This is a genomic window from Caulobacter sp. LjRoot300 (genome assembly GCF_964253875.1).
Lineage (GTDB): Bacteria > Pseudomonadota > Alphaproteobacteria > Caulobacterales > Caulobacteraceae > Caulobacter.
Genome location: NZ_CAXUSA020000004.1, coordinates 479,405 through 494,723, shown reverse-complemented (window position 1 = coordinate 494,723; position 15,319 = coordinate 479,405). Strand labels below are relative to the sequence as shown.

12 protein-coding genes and 1 tRNA gene are annotated in these 15,319 nt (G+C 71.0%); 9 read left to right on the top strand and 4 right to left on the bottom strand.

Annotation, left to right across the window (positions count from 1 at the left end):
• The first annotated feature begins 139 nt into the window (after positions 1-139).
• The 6 genes from ACSQ2G_RS16790 to phoB all read left to right on the top strand — a co-directional run bounded on the left by ACSQ2G_RS16790 (position 140) and on the right by phoB (position 6,942).
• Entirely contained in the window at positions 140-1,570 is a 1,431-nt protein-coding gene (locus ACSQ2G_RS16790) for a sensor histidine kinase (protein WP_436032769.1), read from the top strand.
• Positions 1,571-1,864: 294 nt separating this feature from the next.
• A complete protein-coding gene (gene pstC / locus ACSQ2G_RS16785) occupies positions 1,865-3,307 on the top strand; it encodes a phosphate ABC transporter permease subunit PstC (protein WP_436032767.1) in 1,443 nt (480 codons plus the stop codon).
• The gene (gene pstA, locus ACSQ2G_RS16780; protein WP_436032765.1) at positions 3,300-4,622 is read left to right on the top strand and encodes a phosphate ABC transporter permease PstA; all 1,323 of its coding nucleotides are present in this window, start codon (positions 3,300-3,302) and stop codon (positions 4,620-4,622) included. Before pstC ends, pstA begins: the two co-directional genes overlap by 8 nt.
• Positions 4,623-4,674: 52 nt before the next feature.
• A complete protein-coding gene (pstB, locus tag ACSQ2G_RS16775) occupies positions 4,675-5,523 on the top strand; it encodes a phosphate ABC transporter ATP-binding protein PstB (protein ID WP_436032763.1) in 849 nt (282 codons plus the stop codon).
• 18 nt (positions 5,524-5,541) lie between these two features.
• A complete protein-coding gene (phoU, locus tag ACSQ2G_RS16770) occupies positions 5,542-6,231 on the top strand; it encodes a phosphate signaling complex protein PhoU (RefSeq protein ID WP_310086070.1) in 690 nt (229 codons plus the stop codon).
• Between the two features lie 18 nt (positions 6,232-6,249).
• The gene (gene phoB / locus ACSQ2G_RS16765; protein ID WP_012288542.1) at positions 6,250-6,942 is read left to right on the top strand and encodes a phosphate regulon transcriptional regulator PhoB; all 693 of its coding nucleotides are present in this window, start codon (positions 6,250-6,252) and stop codon (positions 6,940-6,942) included.
• Between the two features lie 55 nt (positions 6,943-6,997).
• Here phoB and ACSQ2G_RS16760 read toward each other — a convergent pair whose 3' ends face one another.
• The 3 genes from ACSQ2G_RS16760 to ACSQ2G_RS16750 all read right to left on the bottom strand — a co-directional run bounded on the left by ACSQ2G_RS16760 (position 6,998) and on the right by ACSQ2G_RS16750 (position 12,222).
• Positions 6,998-8,812 carry a response regulator gene (locus ACSQ2G_RS16760; protein ID WP_436032760.1) on the bottom strand — a complete coding sequence of 605 codons (1,815 nt, stop codon included), beginning with the start codon at positions 8,810-8,812 and terminating at the stop codon, positions 6,998-7,000.
• A 136-nt stretch (positions 8,813-8,948) separates the two neighbouring features.
• Positions 8,949-10,898, bottom strand: a complete 1,950-nt coding sequence (locus ACSQ2G_RS16755) for a polysaccharide biosynthesis protein (RefSeq protein WP_436032758.1) — start codon at positions 10,896-10,898, stop codon at positions 8,949-8,951.
• Between the two features lie 85 nt (positions 10,899-10,983).
• On the bottom strand, positions 10,984-12,222 hold the full coding sequence (locus ACSQ2G_RS16750) for a molybdopterin molybdotransferase MoeA (RefSeq protein WP_436032756.1): 1,239 nt from the start codon (positions 12,220-12,222) through the stop codon (positions 10,984-10,986).
• 118 nt (positions 12,223-12,340) lie between these two features.
• On the opposite strand from ACSQ2G_RS16750, the gene lepB reads away from it, so the two are divergent.
• Positions 12,341-13,165 (top strand): signal peptidase I, encoded by an 825-nt coding sequence (gene lepB, locus ACSQ2G_RS16745; RefSeq protein ID WP_436032754.1) that lies wholly within the window; start codon positions 12,341-12,343, stop codon positions 13,163-13,165.
• Between the two features lie 42 nt (positions 13,166-13,207).
• On the opposite strand, the gene ACSQ2G_RS16740 is transcribed toward lepB, so the two are convergent.
• Positions 13,208-14,038, bottom strand: a complete 831-nt coding sequence (locus ACSQ2G_RS16740; RefSeq protein WP_436032752.1) for a ferredoxin--NADP reductase — start codon at positions 14,036-14,038, stop codon at positions 13,208-13,210.
• A 283-nt stretch (positions 14,039-14,321) separates the two neighbouring features.
• Here ACSQ2G_RS16740 and ACSQ2G_RS16735 point away from each other — a divergent pair, with 283 nt between their 5' ends.
• Both ACSQ2G_RS16735 and ACSQ2G_RS16730 read left to right on the top strand, forming a co-directional pair.
• The gene (locus tag ACSQ2G_RS16735; RefSeq protein WP_436032751.1) at positions 14,322-14,714 is read left to right on the top strand and encodes a hypothetical protein; all 393 of its coding nucleotides are present in this window, start codon (positions 14,322-14,324) and stop codon (positions 14,712-14,714) included.
• A 527-nt stretch (positions 14,715-15,241) separates the two neighbouring features.
• A tRNA-Trp gene (locus ACSQ2G_RS16730) sits at positions 15,242-15,317 on the top strand.
• Positions 15,318-15,319 lie beyond the last annotated feature (2 nt).

Genomic DNA, 15,319 nt, shown 5'->3' with positions numbered 1-15,319 from the left:
TTGCGGCACGTTGCGGCGAAATTGCGGTGCTTTCCGACAACGTCGCGCCACGAGGCGTTTGACGGTCTATCGCAAGCGTTCCCAGGGCGCCATATCTGGTTCGCCGAATCCCTCCCTTCGCCAGAACCGAGACTGCCGCATGCCGATGGCCTCGCCGTCTTCGTCTGCCCGTTCCGACGGAGCCGCCAGCACGCCCCTGGCCGTCTGGGGCGCGGTGCTGGCCGGGCCCGCGGCCCTGCTGGGCCTGGCGGCGACGGGCGGCGCCAACGCCGCGGCGGCGATTCCCCTGGCCCTGGTCAGCGGCGGCGTCGGCTACGCGCTGGTCCGCCGGACGCTGAACCGGCCCGCCGGCCCCGCCGCCCCGGTGGCGGTCGCGGCCGCGCTGGACCAGACGCCGCCGTTCGGCCTGATTCTCGAGACCCTGCCCGACCCGCTGATGGTCATCGCCGCCGAGGAGGCCGACGATCTGACCGGCCGGCGATTCGTGTTCGCCAACGCGGCGGCCCGCGAGCTGTTCAAGCTGCAGCCGCGCGGCGGGCTGCTGGTCTCGGCCCTGCGCAGCCCGCAGGTGCTGGAGGCCGTGGACGAAAGCCTGTTCGGCGGCGTGCGCCGCTCGGTGGACTATGTGGGCGGCGGGGCCCAGGGACGCGAATGGGCGGCGCACTGCGCGCCGCTGGGCGTCGACGAGCGCGGCTCGCGCCTGGCCCTGCTGGTGCTCAGCGACGAGACCGACGCCCGCCGCAGCGAGCGGACCCGGGCCGACTTCCTGGCCAACGCCAGCCACGAGCTGCGCACGCCCCTGGCCTCGCTGTCGGGCTTCATCGAGACCCTGCGCGGCCACGCCAAGGACGATGTCGGGGCGCGCGACAAGTTCCTGGGCATCATGCAGGCCCAGGCCGAGCGCATGGCGCGGCTGATCGACGACCTGATGAGCCTGTCGCGCATCGAGCTCAACGAGCACATCGCCCCGCTGGGCCAGGTCGACCTGGCCATGGCGACGATCGACGTCCTGGACGCCCTGGCGCCCCAGGCCAAGGAGAAGGCCGTGGCCTTCGATCCCGTCCTGCCGCCGCGCGGCGCGGCGGTGGTCGAGGGCGACCGCGACCAGATCGTCCAGGTCATCCAGAACCTGGTCGACAACGCCATCAAGTACACGCCGCGCGACGGCGTGGTGCGGGTGGAGGTCTTCTCGGGCCTGACCGCCGACATGGCCGCCGCCCCGCGCGACCCGGGCGCGGCGCGGATGTCGCTGCTGACCCCCGACCACGCCCTCGACGAACGCTACGCCTCGCTGCGGGTCAGCGACCGGGGACCGGGCCTGGCCCGCGAGCACCTGCCGCGGCTGACCGAGCGCTTCTACCGGGTCGAGGGCCAGAAGAGCGGCGAGCGCTCCGGCACGGGTCTGGGCCTGGCCATCGTCAAGCACATCATGAACCGCCACCGCGGCGGCATGACGGTCGAGAGCGTGCAGGGCGAGGGCGCGGCGTTCGGGGTCTACTTCCCGATGGCGCGGGGTGACGGCCGGGACGCATCGGCGAGCGCCACGCCGCCTTCGCCGCTTTCCGCCTAGCCCGTCGTCCCGGGCCTTGTGCCCGGAATCCCTCGTTCAGCTGACGGTGAAGCGAACTGGCGCGCGGCGCGCCACACCCCCGCCCTTGCGGCGGATAGAGGGGGCCCGGGCACGAGGCCCGGGATGACGGCGGAAGGGGACAAACGCCTCCCAAACGGCCCTCCCTGGCCGCTGTCGTAAAACTGTCGCCAAACCGTCGCATAAGGTCGGCGCCCGCACGGCATAGATCGGCGCGGGCGGTACGGCGCGTTGGGCGCCGGCATCGCATCCTTCGCGCAAGACCCCGCCGCACGCATGCTGACCTGGCTCTCGCTCCTTTTCCTCGCCCTGTTCTCCGGCGCGGCGTTCATGGCCGGCCGAAGCCGGGCGTTGAAGTCGTCCGGCGGCTCCACGGCCAAGCTCCACTCGCTGCCGAACTATTACGGCCTCTACGCCGCCCTGTGGGCCGGCGCCCCGGCGGCCCTGCTGCTGCTGCTGGGCGCGGCCTTCGGCGGCCGGGTCGAGGACGCCATGCTGCAGGCCCAGCGCCCGGCCGTGGTCCAAGCCCTGACCCCTGATCGACAAGACGTGTTCTTCAGCGACGTCAGCGCCGTCGCCGTCGGCCAGGCTCCCAGCGAGGTGGCCTACGAGGGCCCGCTGAAGGCGGTCTTCGACGCCAAGGTGGTCGAGGCCAAGCGCATCGACGGCATCGTCAGCTATTCGGTCCTGGGCCTGGCCGGCCTGCTGGCCCTGGCCGGGTTCCTGCTGGCCACCCCGCGCATCAACACGCAATTCCGCGCCCGCAACCGGGTCGAGGGCTGGATCGCCGGCGTGCTGGTGGCCTGCTCGGTCGCCGCCGTCCTGACGACGCTCGGCATCGTCATGTCGCTGATCTACGAGAGCTGGCGCTTCTTCGAGAGCGTCTCGCCAATTGATTTCCTGTTTGGCGTCGAGTGGGCGCCGCAGATCGCCATGCGCGCCGACCAGGTGGCCTCGTCGGGGGCGTTCGGCGCGGTGCCGCTGTTCGCCGGCACCTTCCTGGTCATGATGATCGCCATGCTGGTGGCGGCCCCGGTCGGCCTCTACTCGGCGATCTACCTGTCGGAATACGCCAATCGCGGCCTGCGCTCGACGATCAAGCCGCTGCTGGAGATCCTGGCCGGCGTGCCGACCGTGGTCTACGGCTTCTTCGCCGCCCTGACCGTCGGCCCGATCTTCCGCGCCTTCTTCAACGGCATCGGCGAGCAACTGGCGGGCGGCCCGCTGGACAACCTCGCCCAGTACCTGATGCAGGTTCAGAACCAGATGGCCCTGGTGGCCGGGGTGGTGATGGGCATCATGCTGATCCCCTTCGTGTCCTCGCTGTCGGACGACATCATCAACGCCGTGCCCCAGAGCTTGCGCGACGGCAGCTACGCCATGGGCGCCACCAAGTCCGAAACCGTCAAGAAGGTGGTGCTGCCCGCCGCCCTCCCGGGGATCATGGCCGCCATGCTGCTGGCCGTGTCCCGCGCGGTGGGCGAGACCATGATCGTCACCATGGCCGCCGGCCTGCAGGCCAAGCTGACCGCCAACCCGCTGGACACCGTCACCACCGTGACCGTCCAGATCGTCACCCTGCTGACCGGCGACCAGGAGTTCGACAGCCCCAAGACCCTGTCGGCCTTCGGCCTGGGCCTGACCCTGTTCGTCGTCACCCTGGGCCTGAACATCATCGCCCTGCGCATCGTCCAGAAGTACCGGGAACAATATGACTGACGCGTCCCTCCCCACGGGCCTCCCCACGGGCAAGGCCCCCGGCGCGCCGGCCCGTCCGAGCCTGTCGGCCCGCGACGCCCTGCTGAAGAAGCGCCACCGCTCCGAAAAGCTGTTCCGGGCCCAGGGCGTCGCGGCGATCGTCGTCGCCATGATCTTCCTGGTCGTGCTGGTCGGCCGCATCGTCGCCCAGGGCTACTCGACCTTCGAGACCCACACCCTGACGGTGCCGGTCTATCTGAACCCCGAGCGCATCGACACCAGCGCCCTGGAAGGGGTCAATTACGACTACATCGTCGCCGAGGCCCTGATGAAGAAGCTGGGCGTGCAGGACGACGACCTGGGCACGGTGTCCAGCAAGGTCCAGGCCCTGGTCTCGCGCGACTTCGGCAACCAGCTGCTGCAGAAGGTCAAGAAGGACCATTCGCTGATCGGCAAGACCGTCGATGTCACCGGCTCGGTCAAGGCCGACGCCGACCTCTACTACAAGGGCGAGATCAAGCGCGCGACCGCCGAGGGCGACCGCAAGCTCGACAACCAGCAGCTGGACTGGCTGGACCGCCTGAAGAAGGACGGCACCGTCAAGACCGGCTTCAACACCAAGTTCTTCACCAATTCCGACTCCACCGAGCCCGAGCAGGCCGGCGTCTGGGGCGCGGTGATCGGCTCGACCATGATGCTGGTCATCACAGCCCTGATCGCCATCCCGGTCGGGGTGATGGCCGCGGTCTATCTCGAGGAATTCGCCCCGAAGAACCGCTGGACCGACGTCATCGAGGTCAACATCAACAACCTGGCCGCCGTGCCGTCGATCGTCTACGGCCTGCTGGGCCTGGCCCTGTTCATCAACTGGCTGCACGTGCCGCGCGGCTCGCCGCTGGTCGGCGGCCTGGTCCTGGCCCTGATGGCCCTGCCGACCGTGATCATCGCCACCCGCAGCTCGCTGAAGGCGGTGCCGCCGTCGATCCGCGAAGCCGCCCTGGGCGTCGGCGCCTCCAAGGCCCAGACCGTCTTCCACCACGTGCTGCCGCTGGCCATGCCCGGGGTGATGACCGGCGCCATCCTGTCGCTGGCCCACGCCCTGGGCGAAACCGCGCCGCTGCTGATGATCGGCATGGTCGCCTTCGTGCCCGGCGCGCCGGAAAGCTTCACCAGCTCGGCCACCGTGCTGCCGGTGCAGGTGTTCATCTGGGAGAACGCCTCGGAGCGCGCCTTCCACGAACGCACCGCCGCCGCCATCATCGTGCTGCTGGTCTTCATGATCGTCATGAACGCCGCCGCGGTCATCCTGCGCCGCCGCTTCGAACGCCGCTGGTAGGCCCCATATGACCCTGAACCCTCTCGCCTTTCCCCTTTCCAAGGGCCACGCCATGCCGACCGAAAACCGCGACGACACCATCGCCGCCCATGCCCCCGCCCTCGCCGCGGCCATCCCCGCCGGCCACGGCCAGGTGACCACCAGCGAGTTCAAGATCCGGGCCCGCGACGTCAACGTCTTCTACGGCGAGAAACAGGCGCTGTTCGACGTCAGCCTGGACGTGCCGGCCAAGTCGGTCACCGCCTTCATCGGCCCGTCGGGCTGCGGCAAGTCGACCTTCCTGCGCTGCATCAACCGGATGAACGACACCATCCCGTCGGCCAAGGTCCAGGGCTCGATCGAGATCGACGGCGACGACGTCAACGCCAAGAGCGTCGACCCGGTGGTGCTGCGTTCGCGGGTCGGCATGGTGTTCCAGAAGCCCAACCCGTTCCCCAAGACCATCTTCGAGAACGTCGCCTACGGGCCCAAGATCCACGGCCTGGCTACGGGCAAGGCCGAGCTGGAAGCCATCGTCGAGGCCAGCCTGAAGAAGGCCGGCCTGTGGAACGAGGTCGCCGACCGCCTGCACCAGGCCGGCACCGGCCTGTCGGGCGGCCAGCAGCAGCGCCTGGTCATCGCCCGCGCCATCGCCGTCTCGCCGGAAGTGATCCTGATGGACGAGCCGTGCTCGGCCCTCGACCCGATCGCCACCGCCAAGATCGAGGAACTGATCGACGAGCTGCGCAGCCAGTTCTGCATCGTCATCGTCACCCACTCGATGGCCCAGGCCGCCCGCGTCTCGCAGAAGACCGCCTTCTTCCACCTGGGCAAGCTGGTCGAGAGCGGTCCGACCGAGGAGATGTTCACCAATCCTCGCGACACCCGCACCCAGGACTACATCACCGGCCGCTTCGGCTAGCCGGCAGGATCAGAAGCGATGACCGAACATACCGTCAAATCCTACGGCGAAGAGCTGAACCACCTCACGGCCGAGGTCACCCGCATGGGCGGCCTGGCCGAGGCCCAGGTGGCGGACGCCATCGACTGCATCGCCCGCCGCGACGCGCCCCTGGCCCAGCAGGTGGTGGCCCGCGACGAGCGGCTCGACATCCTGCAGGCCGAGATCGAGCGCAAGGCCTTCCGGCTGATCGCCCTGCGCCAGCCGATGGCCGTGGACCTGCGCCACGCCGTGGCCGCCCTGAAGATCTCGATGAGCCTGGAACGCTGCGGCGACATGGCCAAGAACATCGGCAAGCGCGCCCTGATCCTGACCGAGGCCGACCCGATGAGCGCCCTGACCCGCTCGATCGAGCGCATGGGCCGCCTGGTCCAGGGCCGGCTGAAGGATGTGCTGGACGCCTACACCGCCTCGGACCTGCCGCGCGCCATCGGCGTGTGGGGCCGCGACGAAGAGGTCGACGAGCACTACAACGCCATCTTCCGCGAACTGCTGACCTACATGATGGGCGACCCCCGGACGATCAATCCGTGCGCCCACCTGCTGTTCGTGGCCAAGAACCTCGAGCGCATCGGCGACCACGCCACCAACATCGCCGAGATCATCCATTTCGAGCTGACCGGCGAGGAGATCATCTCCCAGCGTCCCAAGCTCGAGCTGTCGAACTAAGCAAGAGGCCAGCGCAAAGTGACTCCGTACGTTCTGGTGGTCGAAGACGAAGACGCCCTGGCCACCCTGCTGCACTACAACCTCGACAAGGAAGGCTATGTCGTCGGCGTGGCCGGCGACGGCGAGGAGGCCCTGACCATGGCCTCCGAGCGCGCCCCCGACCTGGTGATCCTCGACTGGATGCTGCCCAAGGTCTCGGGCATCGAGGTCTGCCGCCGCCTGCGCGGCCGCAGCGAGACCCGCAACGTGCCGATCATCATGCTGACGGCGCGCGGCGAGGAGAGCGACCGTATCCGCGGCCTGGACACCGGGGCCGACGACTATGTGGTCAAGCCGTTCTCGATGATCGAGCTGACCGCCCGCGTCCGCGCCGTCCTGCGCCGCATCCGCCCGGGCCTGGCCGACGACCGCATCACGGTCGGCGACATCGTCATCGACCGCGTCGCCCACCGCGTGAAGCGCCAGGGCAAGGAGGTCCACCTGGGCCCCACCGAGTTCCGCCTGCTCGACTACCTGATGCAGCACCCGGGCCGGGTGTTCAGCCGCGAACAGCTGCTGGACGCCGTCTGGGGCTCGGACGTCTATGTCGAGGCGCGGACGGTGGACGTCCACATCGGCCGCCTGCGCAAGGCGCTGAACGGCGACGTGGACGGCGACCCGATCCGCACGGTGCGGTCGGCGGGGTATTCGCTGGACCTGGACGCGGCATAAAACCGCCAGTCGGCGTCTTGGGCCCCGTCACAGCCTCCCAAGCCCGCCATCCGTCCTAAGCGGTCACGCGCTGTTCGATCCCCGCCTTGGCCTCCGCCACCCGCGCCAGCAGGGCGAACAGGGCCACGGTGTCGATCGGCTTGCGCAGCACCCCGTCGGCCCCGTCGGCCCGGTAGCGGGCGACGTCGTCGTCGAAGACGTTGGCGGTCAGCATCCAGATCGGGGTGCGGGGACGGGGCTCGGTCGTCGCGGCGGCCTCCAGCTGGCGGATCCGCGCCACGGCCGCCACCCCGTCCAGCACCGGCATGTTGACGTCCATCAGCACCAGGTCGAAGGCCTCGGCCCGCCAGGCGTCGATGGCCTGGGCGCCGTCCTCGGCGAACACCAGCTCGATCGGCGAGGCGGCCAGCAGGGCGGCCAGCACCCGGCGGTTGGCGGGATTGTCCTCGGCCGCCAGCACCCGGATCGGGGCGGCCACGGGCGCTTCGGCCGCGGCGTCCGCCGCCGGGGCGGCCAGCACCGGCGCCTCGAAGGCGAACCAGAACACCGCGCCGCGCCGGGGGGCCTTGCCGGGCGGGCCGTCGTCCGCGGGCAGGTCCTCCACCCCGACCTCGCCGCCCATCAGGGCCAGGTTGGCGGCGCAGATCGACAGGCCCAGCCCGCTGCCGCCCAGGCTCTTGCCGCGCCCGGTCTGGTCGAAGGCCTCGAACATCCGCGGCCGGTCTCCCGGCGGCACCAGCGCCCCGCTGTCGTGGACCTCGACCAGGGCGGTCAGGGTCTGGTCGCTGACCATCCCGGCCAGCCGCACCACCACCGTCCCGCCCGACGGCGAGGCCTTCAGCCCGTTGGAGACCAGGTTGACCAGGGTCTGCTCCAGCTTGGCCTCGTCGGCCAGCACCCCGTAGGCCAGGTCGGGATCGGCGTCCTCGAAGCTCAGCAGCACGCCGACGGCCTGGGCGTGGGCGCTCCACACCCGCACCACCGTGCGGGCCAGGCGGCGCAGATCGACCGCCGTCAGGGTCAGGGCCGCCTGGCCGGCCTGGACCTTGGTCAGGTCCAGCACCGTGTCGAGCAGGCGGGTCAGCTGGGCGCCGCCCTCGATCACCCCCTGGGCCAGGTCGGCCTGGATCGGGGTCAGGAAGGTGTCGCGGCGCAGGGCGTGGGCGAAGCCGAGCACGGCGTTCAGCGGGGTGCGGATCTCGTGGCTGGCGACGGCCAGCAGGTCGGACTTGGCGCGGCTGGCGGCCTTGGCCTCGGCCACCGCCTCGGTCAGGTCGGCGTTCTTGCGGGCCAGGTCGCGCAGGGCCTGGGCCAGGGCGCGGTCGGTGGTCTGCTGGCGCCAGGTGGCGCTCAGGACAGCGACGACGAACAGCGCCATGGCGGCGGCGAAGTGGTTGGCGACCAGCGGCGTATTGGGGTCGAAGGCGATCCACAGCAGGGTCGCCACCGGCGGCGCGACGGCGGTGACGTAGCTCACCTTGCCGGTGTGCACGCGCAGGGCGGCGAACAGCAGCACGCAGATGGCCAGCAGGGCGGCCTCGACCCGCGTGAGCGGTTGGCCGATCAGCCGGATCTTCACGGCCAGGGCGCAGGCGTTGACCGACAGCAGGAAGACCAGCCCGATCGACTGCCAGCGCAGCCGGCGGAAGGCCGCGACCGGGTCGGGATGGCGCACGGCGGCCTCGGTGGCCAGGAGCAGGGCGGCGTAGACGCCCAGCTCGACCAGGCCGAATAGGGTCATGCGCATCGGCGTGTAGATCGCCAGCAGGCCCACGAACAGGGCGACCAGGACCAGGCGGGCGCGGACGATCCCGCGCGTGTAACGAACGAACCCATCCAGGCGGGTGACGTCCACCGTCTGTTCGAACATCCAGGTTCCCGCCGACGCCTACTGACGTCCCAAAAGGTGAGACGGCCCGCCATTTCCAAGCGTGGCAGACAGAGCATGGGAGGCTGATTCTGGCTTCTCCGCTCGCCTCATAGGCGATGACGGCGGCGGTTTCGGGTCAGGCCTGTGTCCGGGCCGCGGCGGCCTTGACCCCGCCGGTCTTGCCGGCGGCGGGCTTCTCGACAGCCGGGACGGTTCGCAAGGTCTCGACCAGGGCGAACAGCTGGCTGCGCACGGCGAATTCGTCGCCGGCCAAGGCTGCGGCTTCCAGGGCGGCCAGAGCCTCGGGCGCGATCGGCGGCAGCGGCGCCAGCGGCGCGGCCTCGGTGATACCGTCGGCCTTGGGGCGGGCGGTCTCGTTGACGTCGACCAGGGCCTCGGTCAGCTTCTCGCCGGGGCGCAGGCCGGTGATCTTGATCTCGATGTCGCGCTCGGGGACCAGGCCCTGCAGCTCGATCATCCGCCGGGCCAGGTCGATGATCTTGACCGGCTCGCCCATTTCTAGCGTCAGGACGCCCGTGGGGGGCTCCATATCGCCGGCCGACAGGGCCACCGCCCGCAGCACCAGTTGCACCGCCTCGGGGATGGTCATGAAATAGCGCTCGACCTCGGCGTCGGTCAGGGTGACCGGGCCGCCGCGGGCGATCTGGTGCTGGAAGATCGGCACCACCGAGCCGGCCGAGCCCAGCACGTTGCCGAACCGCACGACGCTGACCCGGGTCTCGGCCCCGCCGCCCTCGTCGGGAGCCTTGGCGAACTGGCGGACCACGGCTTCGGCCACCCGCTTGGTCGCGCCCATCACGCTGGCCGGGGCCACGGCCTTGTCGGTGGAGATCAGCGCCAGGTGGGCCGCGCCGCAGGCCCGGGCGGCGGCGGCGACGTTGCGGCTGCCCAGCACGTTGGTGCGCACGCCCTCGCAGGGGTGGTTCTCGACCAGGGTCACGTGCTTGAGGGCGGCGGCGTGGAAGACCAGCTCGGGCTTCTCGGCGGCGAACACCAGGTTCAGCCGGGCGGCGTCGCGCACGTCGCACAGCACGTCGCGGCGCGGCAGGCGGGGCCAGGCCTCGCCCAGCTCGCGGTCGATGTGGAACAGGTTGGCCTCGGCGGCGTCCAGCAGGACCAGCTGGGCGGGACCGCTGGCGGCGATCTGGCGGGCCAGTTCGGAGCCGATGCTGCCGCCGGCCCCGGTGACCAGCACCCGCTTGCCGGCGACCAGGGCGCGGACCGGCTCGGGATCCAGCCGCACCGGGGCGCGGCTCAGCAGCTCCTCCAGGCTGATCTCGCGCAGGGCCGCGGCGCCGTGCGAGCCCATGTCGACCAGGCCCTGGCGGCGCAGCAGGCGCACGCCCTCGGTCTTCAGCCGGCCCAGGCGCTCGGCCCCGAAGGCGCTGAGCGGGCCGTCGGTCAGGAACAGCAGGGCCGAGGGCTGCAGGCCGCCGTCGCGCAGCTGGGCCATGACCGCGTCGAAGTCGTCGATGGCGCCCAGGATGCAGACCCCGCCCAGCTCGTCGCCGGTCCCGCGGGCCTCGGGGGTCAGCACGCCGACCGGGGCGTAGCGCTCGCCCAGGGCGGCGGGGGCGCGCAGGAAGGCCTCGGCCTGGTTGGCCGAGCCGACGATCAGCAGGCGGGGCAGGGCGGGCGAGGCGGGGGCGGGGCGCAGGCGGGTCAGGGCGTCGACCAGCGCCTTCTCGTGCACGGCGCGGCGCACGATCCGCAGCCCGGCCAGCAGCGCGGTCTGCAGCAGGAAGGCGACGGCCAGGGTGCGCAGGCCCCCCGGCTGGCGCACGTCAGCCAGGCGGGCGATCAGGGCGAAGGTCAGGACCGACAGCAGGGCCGAGCGCGCCAGGCGCAGGCCGTCGCTGGCCGCGAAGAACCGCCAGGGCGAACGCTCGACCCGGAACAGGATCTCGACCGCCAGGGCCGCGCCGGCGAACAGGGCGGCGAGGGCCAGAGCGCTGGCAAGACCGGGCGGGGTGAAGGGCGCGGCGCCGGACGTCAGCGCCTGGGCCAGCAGCATGGCCATGAAGGCCAGCACCATGTGCGCCGCGATCTTGCCCATACGACCCATGAACGCAAACTCCCGCCGCGGTCGCCGCGAACCGCTTCGCGCGGGACTTAGCACGCTGCGCGTGCGTCGTCGCGTGGCGAGGCGATCAGCCTCGCGCCAGCGGCAGCAGCTGGACCACCTCGCCCGCGCCCGCCGCCGGCGCGCCGGCCGGGCGCATCACCAGGCAGTCGGCGCGGGAGAACACGCCGATCAGCGAGGAATCCTGGTCGGGAAAGGGCCTGACCTGGACCCGGCCGTCGGCGTCGACGGCTCGCGCCGCGCGCATCCAGTGTTCGCGCGGGCCGTTGGCGGGCAGGGGGGCGGCCAGGACGCCGGCCTGGGTCGCCAGGGCGGGATCGGCGCCGGTCAGGGCCGCCAGCAGCGGGCGCAGGAACAGTTCGGCGCAGACCAGGGCCGAGGCCGGGTTGCCGGGCAGGCCCAGCACGCGGCGGTCGCCCGTTCCATTGACGTCCAGGGTCCCGAACCAGGTCGGCTTGCCAGGGCGCACCGCGACGGTCTGGACGCGCAGGTCCAGGCCCAGGGTCTCCAGCGCGGGCTTGACCAGGTCGTGGTCGCCGACCGAGGCCCCGCCGACCGTGACCAGCAGGTCGAACGGGGCGTCGGCGACGGCGGCGGCGATGGCGTCCCGGTCGTCGGCCTGGGCCTTCAGCCGCGTCGCCTGGCCGCCCCAGGCCTCGACCAGGGCGGCCAGGGCGAACGAGCCGGACTCGAAGATCTGGTCGGGGGCGGGGACACAGCCGGGTGGGACCAGCTCGTCGCCGGTGGCCAGGATGGCGACGCGCGGCCGGACCGCGACGTCGAGGCTGGGCCAGCCCGCCGCGGCGGCCAGGGCCAGCCGCCAGGCGTCCAGGCGCACGCCTTCCGTCAGCAGCCTGTCCCCGGACCGGAAGTCGCCGCCGGCCGGGCGGATGTTGCCGGGCGGCGGGTCGCGGTCGATCGTGAAGGTCACGGTGTCGCCGTCGCGCGCGGCGTTCTCCTGGATCACCACCAGGTCGGCGCCCGGCGGCACGGGGGCGCCGGTGAAGATCCGCACCGCCTGGCCGGCCTCGACCCGGCGGGCGTAGGCCTGGCCCGCGGCGCTCTCGCCGGTGATCCGGAAGCGCGCCCCCGGAGCGAGGTCGGCGCGGCGGATCGCCCAGCCGTCCATGGCCGAGGCGTCGAACGGCGGCTGGTGGCGGTCGGCGACCACCGGGGCGGCCAGCACCCGGCCCAGGGCCTTGGCCAGGACCACCTCCTCGACCCCCAGCCGTCCGGCGCCGGCCAGCATCCGGGCGCGCGCCTCGGCGACCGTCAGGTTCTTCCGTTGAAGTTCGTCGCCGCTCACGCCCGCAAGACTCCCAAGATGCCGCCCCCGACCATGAGCCATTTGTAACGCGCGTCGCGCGGCCGCGCTGTTATGGTTTTTCCGATAGCCGGCCTGGACCGGTCCCGAGGAGGTTTTCGTGACGGCCCGACGCGATTCCGACAGCGACGGCGGCCCGCGCGGCTGGCTGAGGACCATTCTCCTGACCCTGGCCATCCTGCTGGTGCCGCGGGTGGTGCTGTGCCAGCCCTTCACCATTCCGTCCGCCTCGATGGAGCCCACCCTGCAGGTCGGCGACTACATCCTGGTCAGCAAGTACCCCTACGGCTGGAGCCGGCATTCGATGCCGTTCAGCCCGCCGCTGCCGCAGGGCCGCCTGCTGGGCCAGGCGCCCGCGCGCGGCGACATCGTGGTGTTCAAGAAGCCCAATGACGGCCGCACCGACATCATCAAGCGGCTGATCGGCCTGCCGGGCGACAAGGTCCAGGTGGTCGAGGGCGTGCTGCGCATCAACGACCGGCCGGTGGGCCGGCAATGGCTGTCGACCGAGGTCGAGGCCCCGTTCGGCGAGCCGATCCCGGTCGGCCGGTTCCAGGAGACCCTGCCCGGCGGCCGGACCTACCAGACCCACGGCTGGGGCTCGGGCGCGCCGGGAGCCAATACCGGGGTCTATACGGTGCCGCGGGGCTGCTTCTTCGTGATGGGCGACAATCGCGACAACAGCCTGGACAGTCGCTTCGACGCCGGCCCGATCCCCAGGGGGCAGTCGGCCTGCGGCTGGGACGGCGCGCTGGACGCCTATCTGCCGCCGGAACTGGGCATGGGCTACGTGCCGGCCGACGACCTGGTGGGCCGCGCCGAGCTGGTGGTGGGCTCGATGGGCCCCGGGGCCAGCGTGCTCAAGCCCTGGACCCTGGTCAGCCACATGCGCTGGGAGCGCACGTTCAAGCGGCTGGGGGTCTAGCACGGCTGGGGACAGGCGCATGCGCCTGTCCCCGTCGGTGGGTCAGCCCACGAACGCCCGCTCGATCACGAAGTCGCCCGGTTCGGCGTTGGAGCCCTCGGTCAGGCCGTGGGCCTCCAGCAGGGCGGCGGTGTCCTTGATCATCGCCATCGAGCCGCAGAGCATGGCGCGGTCGTGCTCGGGGTCGAACTTCACCTGCTCCAGGCCGAGGTCGGCGAACAGCTGGCCCGAGGTGATCAGGTCGGTGAACCGGCCCTGGCGCTCGAACGGCTCGCGGGTGACCGTGGGATAGTAGACCAGCTGGGCCTTGGCCTCGTCGCCGACCAGCGGGTCGTCGTGGATCTCGCTGGTGAACAGGTCGCGATAGGCCAGTTCCTGCACCTCGCGCACGCCGTGGGCGACGATCACCTGCTCGAAGCGGCTGTAGGCGTCAGGGTCGCGGGCCACCGACAGCCAGGGCGCCAGGCCCGTGCCGGTGCCGAACAGGAACAGGCGCTTGCCCGGGCGGACGGCGTCCAGCACCAGGGTGCCGGTCGGTTTCTTGCCCAGCAGCACGGGGTCGCCTTGCTGGATCTGCTGCAGGCGCGAGGTCAGGGGGCCGTCCGGGACCTTGATCGAGAAGAACTCCAGCTCCTCGGCGAAGTGGGGCGAGCCGATCGAATAGGCGCGCAGGATCGGCTTCTTCTCGCCCAGCTCCTCGCGGGGCGGCAGGCCGATCATCACGAACTCGCCCGAGCGGAAGCGGAAGCTGGCCGGACGGGTGATGGCGAAGCTGAACAGGCGGTCCGTCCAGTGCTTGACCCACAGCACGGTCTCGGTGTGCCAGGCGGCTTCCTTGACGGGGGCGGGCGCGGTGGTTTCGATGGCCGTCATAGTATCGTTTCAAGTCCTGGACGCGCGGCGGACCGCGGAATTCTGAGATGGCGCCGCAACGGCCCTGAAGCGACTGCGTCTCATGTGAGCACACCCGGCCGGATGTCAACTTTGCTGGTCTGAAAGGGCTTTGAGAAAATCTTCCTCAAAACCGTCAAAATGGCGGGCGCCTGTTTTTTGAACCGTGTCAAAATTGTGATTGCCGCCTCCCCAAACGGGGCGCACTCTTCCGCTTGCTTCCACGCCAGACAGCGGCGCGGCGGCCAATGATACGGAGGAACGTATGCGGGTAAGGTTCGTAAAGGCCGCCGCGGCGGCCAGTCTGTTAGCGTTAAGCGTAGCTGCCTGCGGGCAGGAAACCGGCAACACCGGTCAGACGACACAACGAGTTTCCCTGGAAGGCAAGGCGGTCACCGCCTCCGGCTGCGTGCGGCCGGTGGAATCGACGTCCTGCCTGGTGGTTCGCGGCCCCGGCGGCGGCTACTACGACGTCTCCAGCGCCAGCCCGGCGCCGGATCCCACCAAGGGCGTGGCGATCTCCCTTCAAGGACGCGACCTGGGGGAAAACACCCAGTGCGGCCGCAAGCTCGCGGACGTGAAGTGGTCGTACCTGAACATCCAATGCGCCGCCCTCACCCCCCCGGCCGCCGCGCCGGCGGCGGAAAAGGCCGGCTGACGACTCAGGCTTCGCCGGAGCCCGGATCCGTCCGGGTCTTCGGCGAGTCGGAGCTGTCCTCCGCGCCGCGGGGCTCCGTCGCGGGACGCGGAGCCTTGCCTTGATCGGCGCTTCGGTTGTTCGCGCCCCCGTTGTTCGCGTCCCCATTGTTCGCTTCTGGGGCGGGACGCTGGTTCTCGTTCTCCACCTCGCGGTTGGACGGCCGGCCCTGGTCGTGGCTGGTGATTGTCGGCATGGGCGATTCCTCCGGGCTTCGACGCGCGCAGAGGCCTAACGCGCCGCGCCGGTGGCTGATCCTTCCAGGCGCCCTGACCCTGGAGCGCCCAGGGGAGCGCCCAGGGGAGCGCCCAGGCCGGAGCGACCGAATGCGCGGATCGTGCGCCGGCCGCTTGCCGGGCTCGAACGACCCTGCTAAACGACGCGGCTCTGGCGATGAGACCAACGCGCTGGCGGGCTTCAAAGAGCCTACCGGCGCGATGTTCATTGCCGGAAAGCCGGAATCTCCGCTAAGGGGATCGCGGTTCCGCAGGAGTGTAGCTCAGCTGGTAGAGCATCGGTCTCCAAAACCGAGGGTCGTGGGTTCGAGTCCCTCCACTCCTGCCACT